The organism is Streptomyces sp. NPDC085937, assembly GCF_044540535.1.
GTDB lineage: Bacteria > Actinomycetota > Actinomycetes > Streptomycetales > Streptomycetaceae > Streptomyces.
Map to the genome: position 1 here is coordinate 30,178 of NZ_JBITSH010000026.1, position 14,929 is coordinate 45,106.

Sequence of the window (14,929 nt, forward strand, 5' to 3'; positions counted from 1 at the left end):
ACAGCCACGACGGCGCCGCACCTGAGGCACAGCGCGAAGGGGGCGCCCCGTTCCTCGAACGGGGCGCCCCCTTCGCGCTGTCTCCTCAGTCGTCCGGCGACTCGTCGCCGTCCTGCTCCGTCTCCTGGCGGGGCGACTTCGGCGGACGCGACCGCCCGCCCGGCCCGTCCCGCCGGTACGACGGCCCCTCCGAGCCCTCGGCGGTGGCGTGCCCGCCGGGCGGACCCGGCGCTCCGTCACGGCGGCGCAGATACCGCTCGAACTCGCGCGCGATGGCCTCACCGGACGCCTCCGGCAGCTCGGCGGTGTCCCGGGCCTCCTCCAGCGTCTGGACGTACTCGGCGACCTCGCTGTCCTCGGCGGCCAGCTGGTCCACGCCCACCTGCCAGGCCCGCGCGTCCTCGGGCAGTTCGCCCAGCGGGATGCGCACGTCGATCAGGTCCTCGAGCCGGTTCAGCAGGGCCAGCGTGGCCTTCGGGTTGGGCGGCTGCGACACGTAGTGCGGCACCGCCGCCCACAGCGACACCGCGGGCACGCCCGCGTGCGTGCACGCCTCCTGAAGGATGCCGACGATGCCCGTCGGACCCTCGTACTTGGTCTCCTCGAGATCCATACGGCGCGCCAGGTCCGCATCGGACGTGGTCCCGCTGATCGGGACCGGACGGGTGTGCGGGGTGTCACCGAGCAGCGCGCCCAGCACCACCACCAGCTCCACACCCAGCTCGTGCGCGAAACCGAGGATCTCGTTGCAGAACGAACGCCACCGCATGGACGGTTCGATGCCGCGCACCAGTACCAGGTCGCGTGGTTTCTCGCCGCCCACCCGGACCACCGACAGCCGCGTGGTGGGCCAGGTGATCTTCCGCACGCCGTTCTCCATGAACACCGTGGGGCGGTTCACCTGGAAGTCGTAGTAGTCCTCGGCGTCCAGCGCCGCGAACACCTCGCCCTTCCATTCCCTGTCCAGATGCGCGACCGCGGTGGAGGCGGCGTCACCGGCATCGTTCCAGCCCTCGAACGCGGCCACCATGACCGGGTCGATCAGCTCGGGAACCCCCTCGAGCTCGATCACCCAGGGCCTCCTTCCGACGTGCCCTCGTGTACGCACCAACCTTACGGCGTGTCCGCGGGGGCGCCCGCAGCCCCGTACAAGGGGAGTGCCCCATCACTGCCCCGCACAGCACCGGGAAAACGGAGCGTCACCCCGCGCGTCCAACTGCCGCTCCGGCGCGCCCGGTCGGGACGTGGACGGCCGCCGCCCCCGGTTCCCGGGCGGGGAACCGGGGGCGGTCCGGTCACTTCTTGCCGAGCAGTTCCTGCACGTCCGCCCGGACCTCGTCCGTGGCCAGGCCGCGGATCGTCAGGGTGGTACGGCGGCGCAGCACGTCGTCGGCCGTCTCGGCCCACTCGTGGTCCCGGGCCCACACGACCTGCGCCCGGATCTCCGGCGCGTCCGGGTGGACACGGCGGGCCAGCGCCGGGTCCTCGTTCGCCAGCCGGGCGATGTCGAACGCCAGCGACCCGTAGTGGGTGGCCAGGTGCCGGGCGGTGTCCGCGGCCATGCGCGGGCCGGGAGCCGGGCCGTCCACCAGCAGGCGGTGCGCGACGGCACGCGGGTTGGCCACACCCGGCAGCGGCAGCTTCTTCGGCAGCGCGCCGATCGGCTCGAAGTCCTCGCCCAGCGGGTGGCCGGGCAGCTCCTGGAGCTTGCGCATCACCGTGCGGCCGATGTGGCGGAACGTGGTCCACTTGCCGCCCGCGACGGACAGCATCCCGCCGCGGCCCTCGGTGACCACCGTCTCCCGCTTGGCCTTGGCCGTGTCGCCGGGACCGCCCGGCAGCACCCGCAGACCGGCGAAGGAGTACGTGATCAGGTCACGGTCGAGCTGCTGGTCGCGGATGGAGAACGCGGCCTCGTCGAGTATCTGCGCGATGTCCTTCTCGTTGACCGCGACGTCCGCCGGGTCGCCCTCGTACTCCTCGTCGGTGGTGCCGAGCAGCAGCATGTCCTCCCAGGGGAGGGCGAAGGTGATCCGGTACTTGTCGATCGGCGTGGCCAGCGCGGCCTTCCACGGGGCGGTGCGCTTCAGGACCAGGTGCGCGCCCTTCGACAGCCGGATGGACGGAGCGGCGTCCGGGTCCTCCATGCGCCGCAGGTGGTCCACCCACGGGCCGGTGGCGTTCAGCACCAGGCGGGCGTTGACGCCGAACTCGTCGCCCGAGAGACGGTCGCGCAGCTCGGCGCCGGTGACCCGGCCCTTGGTGAAGCGCAGGCCCGTCACCTCGGCGTGGTTGAGGACGACCGCGCCCGACTCGGCGGCCGCGCGGACCGTCATCAGCGCCATGCGCGCGTCGTTCATCTGGTCGTCGCCGTACACGGCCACGGCCTTGAGGTTGTCGGTGCGCAGTTCCGGCACGTCCTGCGCGGCCTTCGCCGGCGACAGCAGGTGGCCGACACCGTCACCGAAGGCCGACAGCGCCGAGTAGGCGAAGACGCCGGCCCCGAGCTTCGCCGCGCCGTGCGGCCCGCCTTTGTACACGGGGAGATAGAACGTGAGCGGGTTCGCCAGGTGGGGGGCCACCTGGCGGGAGACCGCACGGCGCTCGAAGTGGTTCTCCGCCACCAGCTTCACCGCACCGGTCTGCAGGTAGCGCAGACCGCCGTGCAGCAGCTTGGACGAGGCGGAGGAGGTGGCTCCGGCGAAGTCACCGGCGTCCACCAGAGCCACCCTGAGACCGGACTGCGCGGCGTGCCAGGCGGTGGAGATGCCCAGGATGCCGCCGCCGATGACGAGAAGGTCGTACGACGCCTTGGAGAGCTGCTCCCGGGTCTCGGCGCGGCTCGGGTTAGAGCCGGACGCCGGGTGCGTCCCCAGGGCAGGTACGGACTGCGGGGTGGCTTCGGTGGTCATGGCGGTTCTACTCCTCGTCCTCGAGCCAGCCCATGGTCCGCTCGACGGCCTTGAGCCAGCTCTTGTACTCACGGTCGCGGGTGTCCGCGTCCATGCGGGGGGTCCACTCGGCGGCCCGCCGCCAGTTGGCGCGCAGGTCGTCGGTGCTGTTCCAGAAGCCGACGGCGAGGCCGGCGGCGTAGGCGGCGCCGAGGCAGGTGGTCTCGGCGACCATCGGGCGCACCACGGGGGCGTCCACGAAGTCGGCGAGGGTCTGCATCAGCAGGTTGTTGGAGGTCATGCCGCCGTCGACCTTGAGGGCGGCGAGCTCCACGCCGGAGTCCTTCGTCATGGCGTCCGCGATCTCCCGCGTCTGCCAGGCGGTGGCCTCCAGGACGGCGCGCGCGAGGTGCGCCTTGGTGACGTACCGGGTGAGGCCGGCGATCACACCGCGGGCGTCGGAGCGCCAGTACGGGGCGAACAGGCCGGAGAAGGCCGGTACGAAGTACGCGCCGCCGTTGTCCTCGACGGACAGCGCCAGGGTCTCGATCTCGGCGGCGGTGGAGATCAGGCCCATCTGGTCGCGCATCCACTGCACCAGTGAGCCGGTGACGGCGATCGAGCCCTCCAGGGCGTAGACCGTGTCCTGGTCGCCGATCTTGTAGCCGACCGTGGTGAGCAGGCCGCTGTAGGAGTTGATCAGCTTGTCGCCGGTGTTCATGACCATGAAGGTGCCGGTGCCGTAGGTCGACTTGGTCTCGCCCTCGGCGAAGCAGGTCTGGCCGAACAGGGCCGCCTGCTGGTCGCCCAGCGCGGAGGCCACCGGGATGCCGCCGAGCAGGTCGCCCAGCTTGCCGCCCTTGATCTCGCCGTACACCTCGGCGGAGGAACGGATCTCCGGCAGCATCGGCGTCGGGACGCCGATCGACTCGGCGATCCGCTCGTCCCACTGCATGGTGTGGAGGTTCATGAGCATGGTGCGGGAGGCGTTGGTCACGTCGGTGACGTGCCGGCCGCCGTCCACTCCGCCCGTGAGGTTCCAAATGACCCATGTGTCCATGGTGCCGAAAAGAATGTCTCCCGCCTCCGCACGCTCCTTGAGGCCGTCGACGTTGTCGAGCAGCCACCGGGCCTTGGGACCGGCGAAGTAGGAGGCGAGGGGGAGGCCGGTCTCGCGGCGGAAGCGGTCCTGGCCGACGTTGCGGCCGAGCTCCTTGCACAGGGCGTCGGTGCGGGTGTCCTGCCAGACGATCGCGTTGTGGACGGGTTCACCCGTGTGGCGGTCCCACAGCACGGTGGTCTCGCGCTGGTTGGTGATGCCGATGGCCTTGATGTCGTCACGGGTGATGCCGGCCTTGGCGACGGCGCCGGCGACGACCTCCTGGACGTTCGTCCAGATCTCGGTGGCGTCGTGCTCGACCCAGCCGGGCTTGGGGAAGATCTGCTCGTGCTCCTTCTGGTCGACGGAGACGATGCGCCCGTCGCGGTCGAAGACGATGCAGCGGGAGGACGTGGTGCCCTGGTCGATGGCGGCGATGAACGGGCCGGCGGTGTGGGCGTCGGTCACGGTGTGCTCCTGGAAGTTCCTTGGTTACGGGGCAGTGGGTACGGCGCTTCTACAACGATCGCGGTGAGAGGCGATGCGGTCATCTATGCGAAGGCGACGTTGTAGACGCCGGCCGCGATGGCGCCGCCGATCAGCGGACCGACCACCGGGACCCAGGCGTACGACCAGTCGGAGCCGCCCTTGTTGGGCAGCGGCAGCAGGGCGTGGACGATGCGGGGGCCGAGGTCACGGGCGGGGTTGATGGCGTAACCGGTCGGGCCGCCGAGCGACAGGCCGATCGAGACGACCACGAGCGCCGTGATCAGACCGCCCAGCACGCCGAGGCCGTTGCCCGCGTCGTTCAGGCCCTGCGTGAGGATGGCGAGCAGCAGCACGAAGGTGCCGATGATCTCCGTGGCGAGGTTCTGCACCGTGTGCCGGATCTCCGGGCCGGTGGCGAAGACGCCGAGTACCGGGCCCGCGCCCTTCTCCTGCGCCTCGACGGCCTTGGCGGCGGTCGTCTGGGCACCCGGTCCGCCCACGATCTCCTTGTCGGTGAGGTGGGCGTGGAACTGGCCGTAATAGGCGAGCCACACCAGCGTGGCGCCGATCATCGCGCCGAGGATCTGCGCGGCGAAGTACGTCGGAACGTTGGCCCACCCGCCGTCCTTGATGGCGAGCGCGAGGGTCACGGCCGGGTTGAGGTGGGCGCCGGAGAGCGGCCCCGATATGTAGACCGCCGTCATGACGGCGAAGCCCCAGCCGAAGGCGATGGCGAGCCAGCCGGCGTTACGGGCCTTGGAGGCCTTGAGCGTCACGGCGGCACACACACCGCCGCCGAGCAGGATGAGTATGGCGGTACCGATGGTCTCGCCGATGAAGATGTCGGAGCTGGACACCCGCGACTCCTTTGTCCTTCGTCCAGGGAAGCCGACCCCCGGGTCCCTCCGGGGATTGGCGCCCTCAGGGGTGAGAGCGTTGCCGGCCCTTGGCGTTGTCCCACTCTAGCGCGTATTGCCGGTAGGTGTTCGACAATGCCGACCGATGGACGGGAGTCTTGTCCGGCGCCAGAGATGCGTCAAGGGTCTTGGTTGTCGAAAAGTGCGATCGTTACTGATCGCCGGGCCTGCCGGATCAGACCGATTGCTGCCCGTCTTTGTACGAGCGCATGCCTGGGGCCCGGCCCGCCCTCAGGCGTCCGGGTGCTGTGTCGTCCGGTGTCCGGCGTGCGGCCGGGGCCCGCTCAGAAGCGCCCGGCGCCCAGGTCCCGCGACACCGCGCGGGCGCAGTCCCGTACCGCGGCGATCAGCTCGGTCCGCAGCTCGCCGTCGCGGCGCAGCCGCTCCACCGCCCCCGTGATGCCGACCGCCCCCACCGGCATCCGCCGCCGGTCGTGGATCGGCGCGGCGAGGGAGGCCACACCCTCCCAGGTCTCCTCCACGTCCGCCGCGTAGCCGCGCGCGCGGGTGAGGTCGAGGAGGTGCTCGAAGGCGTCCGGGTCGCACACCGTGCGGTCGGTGAACGCCTTGCGGTCGGCCTCCAGGGCCTCGCTGTGCGCGACCGGGTCGTACGCCGACAGGACCTTGCCGAGGGCCGTGGAGTGCAGCGGCTGCATCGCCCCGATCTCCAGCACCTGCCGGCTGTCGTCGGGCCGGAAGACGTGGTGCACGATCAGCACGCCCTGCTGGTGCAGTACCCCGAGGTAGACGCTCTCGCCGCTGGAGCGGGCCAGGTCGTCCGTCCAGACCAGGGCGCGGGCCCGCAGCTCGTGCACGTCCAGGTAGGTGGTGCCCAGGCGCAGCAGCTCGGCGCCCAGCTGGTAGCGGCCGGAGGCCTCGTCCTGCTCGACGAACCCCTCCTGCTGGAGGGTGCGCAGGATGCCGTGCGCGGTCCCCTTGGCGAGGCCCAGCGAGGAGGCGATGTCCGACAGGCCGAGTCGTCGCTCGCCGCCCGCGAGCAGGCGCAGCATCGCCGCCGCCCGTTCGAGCGACTGGATGTTCCGTGCCATCGCCGTACTGCCTCCGTCCCCTTCGAGCGTCGACGCGCGACGTCCGCTGCCGGTGTTCGGCAATGCCGAACACTACCGGTCCATGCCGACCTCTCGCTAATGGTCGGTCACGATCGGTCGGGTCACCCCCGCGCCGACCGGCGCCCCCCGGCCATCTTCGTCCGCCCCGTGGACGCCCCCGACGCGAGGGGGCGGTCCCGGATACCCTGACGGCGTGCGCCCTGCCGGGGAAGCTCGAACAGGTGACTTTTCCGGGCAGCCGCAAAGCCGACAGCCGTCGCACCTGAGGGAGCCCTTTTCATGGCCTCGTTGCCGCCGACCCCTTCCACCGACAGCCGGACCCGTGTGTCCGCGCTCCGAGAGGCACTCGCCACCCGCGTGGTGGTCGCCGACGGAGCCATGGGCACCATGCTGCAGGCCCAGGACCCGACTCTCGAGGACTTCCAGAACCTCGAGGGCTGCAACGAGATCCTGAACGTGACCCGGCCGGACATCGTCCGTTCGGTCCACTCCGAGTACTTCGGGGCGGGCGTCGACTGCGTCGAGACCAACACGTTCGGCGCCAACCTCACCGCTTTGGGCGAGTACGACATCCCCGAGCGCGTTCTGGAGCTGTCCGAGGCGGGCGCCCGCATCGCCCGCGAGACGGCGGACGAGTTCACCGGGCGCGACGGCCGGCCCCGCTGGGTCCTCGGCTCCATGGGCCCGGGCACCAAGCTGCCCACCCTCGGCCACACCACCTTCGGCGCCATCCGTGACGCCTACCAGCAGAACGCGGAGGGCCTGCTCGCGGGCGGCGCGGACGCGCTGCTGGTGGAGACGACCCAGGACCTGCTGCAGACCAAGGCCTCCGTCGTCGCCGCCCGCCGCGCCATGGAGGCCGTCGGCCTCGAGGTGCCGCTGATCGTGTCGGTGACCGTGGAGACCACCGGCACCATGCTGCTGGGGTCGGAGATCGGCGCGGCGCTGACCGCGCTGGAGCCGCTCGGCATCGACATGGTCGGCCTGAACTGCGCGACCGGTCCCGCCGAGATGAGCGAGCACCTGCGCTACCTGGCGCGCCACTCCCGTGTCCCGCTGTCGTGCATGCCGAACGCGGGCCTGCCGGAGCTGACGAAGGACGGCGCCCACTACCCGCTGACCGCGCCCGAGCTGGCGGACGCCCAGGAGACGTTCGTGCGGGAGTACGGGCTGTCGCTGGTGGGCGGCTGCTGCGGTACGACGCCGGAGCATCTGCGCCGGCTGGTGGAGCGGGTGCGGGACATGGCGCCGACGGAGCGGCGGCCGCAGCCCGAGCCGGGTGCGGCGTCGTTGTACCAGAGCGTGCCGTTCCGGCAGGACACGTCGTATCTGGCGATCGGTGAGCGGACGAACGCGAACGGGTCGAAGAAGTTCCGTGAGGCCATGCTGGAGGGCCGCTGGGACGACTGTGTGGAGATGGCGCGGGAGCAGATCCGTGAGGGCGCGCACATGCTGGACCTGTGCGTGGACTACGTCGGCCGGGACGGTGTCGCGGACATGCGGGAGCTGGCGGGGCGTTTCGCGACCGCCTCGACGCTGCCGCTCGTGCTGGACTCCACCGAGGTGGACGTGATCCGGGCGGGGCTGGAGAAGCTGGGCGGCCGGGCGGTGATCAACTCGGTGAACTACGAGGACGGTGACGGTCCCGAGTCCCGGTTCGCGCGGGTGACGGAGCTGGCGCGGGAGCACGGTGCGGCGCTGATCGCGCTGACCATCGACGAGGAGGGCCAGGCCCGCACGGCGGAGAAGAAGGTCGAGATCGCCGAGCGGCTGATCGAGGATCTGACGGGGAACTGGGGGATCCGCGAGGAGGACATCCTCGTCGACTGTCTGACCTTCACCATCTGCACGGGCCAGGAGGAGTCTCGCAAGGACGGTGTCGCCACCATCGAGGGTATCCGGGAGCTGAAGCGCCGCCACCCGGACGTGCAGACCACGCTGGGCCTGTCGAACATCTCCTTCGGTCTGAACCCGGCCGCCCGCATCCTGCTCAACAGCGTGTTCCTGGACGAGTGCGTGAAGGCGGGCCTGGACTCGGCGATCGTGCACGCGAGCAAGATCCTGCCGATCGCCCGGTTCAGTGAGGAAGAGGTGACCACCGCCCTCGACCTGATCTACGACCGCCGCTCCGAGGGCTACGACCCGCTGCAGAAGCTCATGCAGCTGTTCGAGGGCGCCACCGCGAAGTCGCTGAAGGCGGGCAAGGCCGAGGAGCTGGCCGCGCTGCCGCTGGACGAGCGGCTCAAGCGCCGCATCATCGACGGCGAGCGCAACGGCCTGGAGGCCGACCTGGACGAGGCGCTGACACAGCGCCCGGCGCTGGACATCGTCAACGACACCCTCCTGGACGGCATGAAGGTGGTCGGCGAGCTGTTCGGCTCGGGGCAGATGCAGCTGCCGTTCGTGCTCCAGTCGGCCGAGGTGATGAAGACCGCGGTGGCCCACCTGGAGCCGCACATGGAGAAGACCGACGAGGCGGGCAAGGGCACGATCGTGCTGGCCACGGTGCGCGGCGACGTCCACGACATCGGCAAGAACCTCGTCGACATCATCCTGTCGAACAACGGCTACAACGTGGTCAACCTGGGCATCAAGCAGCCGGTCTCCGCGATCCTGGAGGCCGCCGACGAGCACAAGGCCGACGTGATCGGGATGTCCGGTCTGCTGGTGAAGTCCACAGTGATCATGAAGGAGAACCTGGAGGAGCTGAACCAGCGCGGCCTGGCCGCCGACTACCCGGTCATCCTCGGCGGCGCCGCCCTCACCCGCGCCTACGTCGAGCAGGACCTCCACGAGATCTACCAGGGCGAGGTCCGCTACGCCCGCGACGCCTTCGAGGGCCTGCGCCTGATGGACGCCCTCATCGGCATCAAGCGCGGCGTCCCCGGGGCCGCCCTCCCCGAGTTGAAGCAGCGCCGGGTCCGCGCGGCCACCGTGGAGATCGAGGAGCGCCCGGAGGAGGGCAGCGTCCGCTCCGACGTCGCCGTGGACAACCCGGTGCCCGAGCCGCCGTTCTGGGGCACCCGCGTGATCAAGGGCATCCAGCTGAAGGAGTACGCCGGCTGGCTCGACGAGGGCGCGCTGTTCAAGGGCCAGTGGGGTCTGAAGCAGGCCCGCACCGGAGACGGCCCCACCTACGAGGAACTGGTGGAGACCGAGGGCCGCCCGCGGCTGCGGGGTCTGCTGGACCGGCTGCAGACGGAGAACCTGCTGGAGGCGGCCGTGGTCTACGGCTACTTCCCGTGCGTCTCCAAGGACGACGACCTGATCATCCTGGACGAGCAGGGCAACGAGCGCACCCGTTTCACCTTCCCGCGCCAGCGCCGGGGCCGCAGGCTCTGCCTGGCGGACTTCTTCCGCCCCGAGGAGTCCGGCGAGACCGACGTCGTCGGCCTCCAGGTCGTCACCGTCGGCTCCCGCATCGGCGAGGAGACCGCCCGGATGTTCGAGGCCAACGCCTACCGCGACTACCTGGAGCTGCACGGCCTGTCCGTCCAGCTCGCCGAAGCCCTCGCCGAGTACTGGCACGCCCGGGTGCGCTCCGAGCTCGGCTTCGCGGGAGAGGACCCGGCCGTGATGGAGGACATGTTCGCCCTGAAGTACCGCGGCGCGCGCTTCTCCCTCGGCTACGGCGCCTGCCCGGACCTGGAGGACCGCGCCAAGATCGCCGACCTGCTCCAGCCGGAGCGCATCGGCGTGCAGCTCTCCGAGGAGTTCCAGCTGCACCCCGAGCAGTCCACCGACGCCATCGTGATCCACCACCCCGAGGCGAAGTACTTCAACGCCCGCTGACCGGCCCCCGCGGGGGCCCCAGCGGTCACACCAGGCATTTCCGACGCGCACGACGTACACTGGTCGGTCCACCGCAGGCCGGTTCCCTTCGTGGGAACCGGCCTGATCGTCCCTCAAGGAGGTATGTGGATGACCAGTACGGTCCCCGCGCTCGGAACACTCACGACCGAAGGCTCGGCACTCCAGGCGGTGCTCCTCGACATGGACGGCACCCTGGTGGACACCGAGGGCTTCTGGTGGGACGTCGAGGTGGAGGTCTTCGCCTCCCTCGGACACACCCTCGACGAGGCCTGGCGCCACGTCGTGGTCGGCGGTCCCATGACCCGCAGCGCGGGCTTCCTCATCGAGGCGACCGGTGCCGACATCGGGCTGGACGAACTCACGGTGCTGCTCAACGACGGCTTCGAGAGCCGTATCGACCACGCCCTGCCGCTGATGCCGGGCGCCGCCCGGCTGCTCGCCGAGCTGGCCGAGCACGAGATCCCGACGGCGCTCGTCTCCGCCTCGCACCGGCGCATCATCGACCGGGTGCTGCCCGTCCTGGGCCGTGAGCACTTCGCCCTGTCCGTCGCCGGCGACGAGGTGCCGCGCACCAAGCCCCACCCCGACCCCTACCTCGCGGCAGCCGCCGGACTGGGCGCCGACCCGGTGCGGTGCGCCGTGATCGAGGACACGGTCACCGGTGTCACCTCCGCCGAGGCCGCCGGGTGCCAGGTCGTCGCGGTGCCGTCGGTGGGTCCCATCACCCCGGCCGCCCGGCGCGCGGTGGTCCCCTCGCTCGACGCCGTGGACCTGGCGTTCCTCCGCGGACTGATGACGGATCTGCGCTAGCCGTTCACCCGGCGTGCCATGGCGCCGGACCGGCATGCGCGGCGCCCCGTCCCCGGGGCCGTAGGCCCGAGCCGCACGCATGCGTTCCGGTCGCCGGCGGTCGTCGTCGAGCACCGCCAAGCCTCTTTTCACATGTGATCTTCACCACATGCGCACGCGTTGGCAACGATGTCCAGGTGTGCATCCCGCCCGATTCAGGAGATCACCGGCGGGACGCTGTGTCCCGATTGGTGGGAAGCTGCACCAATCCTTCCCCGGTCATCCCTGTCGGTCCGTTCACACCTGGTTCCCCTGCGTGATGAGCACCCAACTCCGGGCGCCGCGAACCCTCCTGCGGGCGCGGACTAATGTCGTCGCGAGAAGCTCACCCCTCCCTGCGATCCGCTGCGTCACCCCCGCATGCCGGATCACTCGGAGTCGACACGTCCTGGAGAAACTCGAGCATGAACCGCAAGACTTTGGTGCTGGCGGCCGCGATGGGCCTGCTCGCGCCGGTGCTCGCCGCCTGTGGTGACACGGAGAGCGGCAGCGGCGACGGCGACGCGATCGTCGTGGGCACCACGGACCGGTTCACCGCCTCCGAGGAAGAGGGCCTCGCGCCCCTCGACCCCGCCTGGGCCTACGACGTCGGCACCTGGAACATCCTGCGGCAGACCGTGCAGACGCTCATGGTGCAGCCCCGCGGCGACGGCGAGCCGGTGCCCGAGGCCGCGGAGTCCTGCGGCTTCACGGACGCCGGCAACGAGCGGTACAGCTGCACGCTGCGCGACGGGCTGAAGTTCTCGAACGGCGACCCGATCACCGCGCAGGACGTGAAGTACTCGATCGACCGCGCCATCTCCCTCGAGGGCGACAGTGGTGTCTTCGCGCTGCTGTCCACCGTCGACACCGTAGAGACGCAGGGCGACCGCGAGGTGATCTTCCACCTCAAGGCGGCCGACGCCACCTTCCCGTACAAGCTGTCCACCCCGGTCGCGGGCATCGTCAACCAGGACGACTACGCCAAGGACAAGCTGCGCGACGGCTTCGACGTGGACGGCTCCGGCCCGTACACGATGAAGAGCGAGGTCAAGGACGGCGTCCTGGTCAAGGCCACCTTCACCAAGAACCCCTCGTACAAGGGCGTTCTCGAGGTGAAGAACGACAAGGTCGAACTCGCGGCCTTCGACAGCGCCGAGTCCATGGGCGACGCGCTGGAGAAGGGCGACATCGACGTCGCCAGCCGCAGCATGTCGCCCCAGCAGATCCAGAAGCTGTCCACCGCCTCCGACGGCGAGGTCGAGCTGGTGGAGTCCCCGGGGCTGGAGATCCGCTACCTGGCCTTCAACACCAAGGCCGAGACGGTGAAGGACAAGGCCGTCCGCCAGGCCATGGCCCAGGTGATCAACCGCGACGAGCTCGTCGCCAGGGTCTACGGCAGCCAGGCCGAGCCGCTGTTCTCCCTGGTGCCCGCCGGCGTCACCGGTCACTCCAACGCCTTCTTCAACACGTACGGCGACCCGGACGTGGCCAAGGCGCGCGAGCTGCTCAAGGACGCCGACATCGACACCCCGGTGAAGCTCACGCTGCACTACACGACCGACCACTACGGTCCGGCCACCAAGGCCGAGTTCGAGCAGCTCAGCAAGCAGCTCAACGACAGCGGCCTGTTCCAGACGGACACCCAGGGCGCCACCTGGGACAAGTTCCGCCCGGCCGGCCAGAAGGGCAAGTACGACGTCTACGGCATGGGCTGGTTCCCGGACTACCCGGACGCCGACGCCTTCGTCGCGCCCTTCCTCGACGAGGACAACTTCCTCAACTCGCCCTACGTGAACACCGAGGTCCGCAACGACCTGATCCCCGAGTCGCGCCGCCAGGCCGACCGGCTCGCGGCCTCGAAGGCCTTCACGGACATCCAGGACATCGTCGCCGACGAGGTCCCGGTCCTGCCGCTGTGGCAGGGCAAGCAGTACCTCGCCGCCCGCGACGACATCACCGGTACGGCGTACGCGCTCAACTCCTCCTCGACGCTCCAGCTGTGGGAGCTCGGGCGCGGGGTCAGCGGCTGACCTACCTGTAGGCCGGGATCCGGGTGCCCTGTTCCGGACCCACGGAACGACAAGGCATCGCTCGTGAACCTGCGCAACCAGTGGCCGGTCCTGCCCCTTGTGGCAGGGCTGGCCTCCGGCCTGCTCACCGGCTGCGGCTCCGACGACGGGGACGCGAGCTCGAACGGCAACAAGATCGTGGTCGGCATGTCCGACGACGTCCTCGCCACCGACCCCGCCTCCGGTTACGACCCCGGGTCCTGGCTGCTCTTCAACAACGTCTTCCAGTCGCTCCTGGGCTTCCCCAAGGGCGGCACCGAACCGCAGCCGGACGCCGCCGAGAGCTGCGAGTTCACCGACACCGCCACCAAGGTCTACCGCTGCACGCTGCGCGACGGGCTGAAGTTCAGCAACGGCGACGCGCTCACCGCGGAGGACGTGAAGTTCTCCTTCGACCGCACGCTGAAGATCGACGACCCCGACGGTCCCGCGGTCATGTTCTCCACCCTGGAGAAGGTCGACACCCCGGACGAGAAGACGGTCGTCTTCACGCTCAACACGGCCGACGCCACCTTCCCCAGCAAGATCGCCTCCGGCGCCGGCGCCATCGTCAACCACCGCGAGTACGACGCGAACGGTCTGCGCGAGGACGGCAAGGCGGTCGGCTCCGGCCCGTACAAGCTGGACTCGTTCGACGACAACAAGGCCGTGTTCTCCGTCAACGAGCACTACAGCGGCTCCGCCGAGACCCAGAACTCCGGCGTGACCCTGTCGTTCTTCCACGGCGACCAGAACGGGCTGAAGAAGGCGCTGGAGAAGGGCGAGGTCGACATCGCCTACCGCGGTCTCACCGCCCAGGCCATCAACGACATCGAGGAGGCCGACCGCGGCGACGGCGGCATCGAGGTCGTCGAGGGCAGCAGCGCCGAGGTGCAGCACCTGGTCTTCAACATGGACGACCCCGTGGCCGGCCGGCTCGGGGTCCGCAAGGCCATCGCCCACCTGCTGGACCGTGACGCCCTGATGCACGACGTCTACCGCAACACGGCCACCCCGCTGTACTCGATCATCCCGGCCGGTGTCGCCGGTCACAACACGGCCTTCTTCGACATCTACGGCGCCCGCCCGTCCAGGTCGAAGGCCGAGGCGGCGCTGCGGAACGAGGGCATCACCGACAAGGTGAAGCTGACCCTCTGGTCCACCCCGGCCCGCTACGGCCCGGCCACCGACCAGGAGCTCGCGGCGATCGCCAAGCAGCTCAACGCCAGCGGGCTGTTCGACGCCGACGTCAAGTCCGTCGAGTTCGCCCAGTACGAGAAGGACGTCGCGGCCGGCAAGTACGGGGTCTACGTCAAGGGCTGGGTGCCCGACTACCCGGACGCCGACAACTTCACCGGCCCCTTCTTCGGCGAGGGCAACGTCCTGGACAACAACTACGACCCCGGCGCCATCACCAAGACGCTCCTGCCGCGCACCGCCGCCGAGAGCGACCGAGGCTCCACCGACAAGGAGTTCGAGCGGATCCAGAACCAGGTCGCCGAGGACATCCCCCTCCTGCCGGTCTGGCAGGGCAAGCAGTACGCCGTCGTCCAGGACCGCGTCTACGGCCTGGAGTACTGCCTCGACGCCTCGACCGTCTTCCGGTTCTGGGAGCTGAGCAAGGGCTGACCCGGTCCGCGTACGACGTGGGGGGGGCCCCCCCCCGGGGGGGGGGCCCCCCCCGGGGGGAACGCGCCCCCCGGGAAAGGGGGCCCGGGCGCCCCCCCCCCCGCACGTTCGCGGAAAACCCCCCCCGCAACCCCGCGCGCCC

At 70.3% G+C, this 14,929-nt stretch carries 9 protein-coding genes; 4 read left to right on the forward strand and 5 right to left on the reverse strand.

The window, feature by feature from the left end:
- Positions 1-85 precede the first annotated feature (85 nt).
- From ACIF8S_RS32885 to ACIF8S_RS32905, 5 genes are all read right to left on the reverse strand, one after another.
- A complete protein-coding gene (locus tag ACIF8S_RS32885; protein WP_400004149.1) occupies positions 86-1,072 on the reverse strand; it encodes a PAC2 family protein in 987 nt (328 codons plus the stop codon).
- 223 nt (positions 1,073-1,295) lie between these two features.
- On the reverse strand, positions 1,296-2,912 hold the full coding sequence (locus ACIF8S_RS32890; RefSeq protein WP_400004151.1) for an FAD-dependent oxidoreductase: 1,617 nt from the start codon (positions 2,910-2,912) through the stop codon (positions 1,296-1,298).
- Between the two features lie 7 nt (positions 2,913-2,919).
- Positions 2,920-4,458 (reverse strand): glycerol kinase GlpK, encoded by a 1,539-nt coding sequence (gene glpK, locus ACIF8S_RS32895; RefSeq protein WP_400004153.1) that lies wholly within the window; start codon positions 4,456-4,458, stop codon positions 2,920-2,922.
- A gap of 83 nt (positions 4,459-4,541) precedes the next feature.
- Positions 4,542-5,336, reverse strand: coding sequence for an MIP/aquaporin family protein (locus tag ACIF8S_RS32900; protein ID WP_400004155.1), 795 nt, complete (start codon positions 5,334-5,336; stop codon positions 4,542-4,544).
- Between the two features lie 344 nt (positions 5,337-5,680).
- Positions 5,681-6,445, reverse strand: a complete 765-nt coding sequence (locus ACIF8S_RS32905; protein WP_400004157.1) for an IclR family transcriptional regulator — start codon at positions 6,443-6,445, stop codon at positions 5,681-5,683.
- A 300-nt stretch (positions 6,446-6,745) separates the two neighbouring features.
- On the opposite strand from ACIF8S_RS32905, the gene metH reads away from it, so the two are divergent.
- The 4 genes from metH (at position 6,746) to ACIF8S_RS32925 (ending at position 14,787) form a co-directional block, all read left to right on the forward strand.
- The gene (gene metH, locus ACIF8S_RS32910; RefSeq protein ID WP_400004159.1) at positions 6,746-10,258 is read left to right on the forward strand and encodes a methionine synthase; all 3,513 of its coding nucleotides are present in this window, start codon (positions 6,746-6,748) and stop codon (positions 10,256-10,258) included.
- A 129-nt stretch (positions 10,259-10,387) separates the two neighbouring features.
- The gene (locus ACIF8S_RS32915; RefSeq protein ID WP_400004161.1) at positions 10,388-11,089 is read left to right on the forward strand and encodes an HAD family hydrolase; all 702 of its coding nucleotides are present in this window, start codon (positions 10,388-10,390) and stop codon (positions 11,087-11,089) included.
- 443 nt (positions 11,090-11,532) lie between these two features.
- On the forward strand, positions 11,533-13,140 hold the full coding sequence (locus ACIF8S_RS32920) for an ABC transporter substrate-binding protein (protein WP_400004163.1): 1,608 nt from the start codon (positions 11,533-11,535) through the stop codon (positions 13,138-13,140).
- Positions 13,141-13,203: 63 nt separating this feature from the next.
- Positions 13,204-14,787 carry an ABC transporter substrate-binding protein gene (locus tag ACIF8S_RS32925; RefSeq protein WP_400004165.1) on the forward strand — a complete coding sequence of 528 codons (1,584 nt, stop codon included), beginning with the start codon at positions 13,204-13,206 and terminating at the stop codon, positions 14,785-14,787.
- Positions 14,788-14,929: the final 142 nt, after the last annotated feature.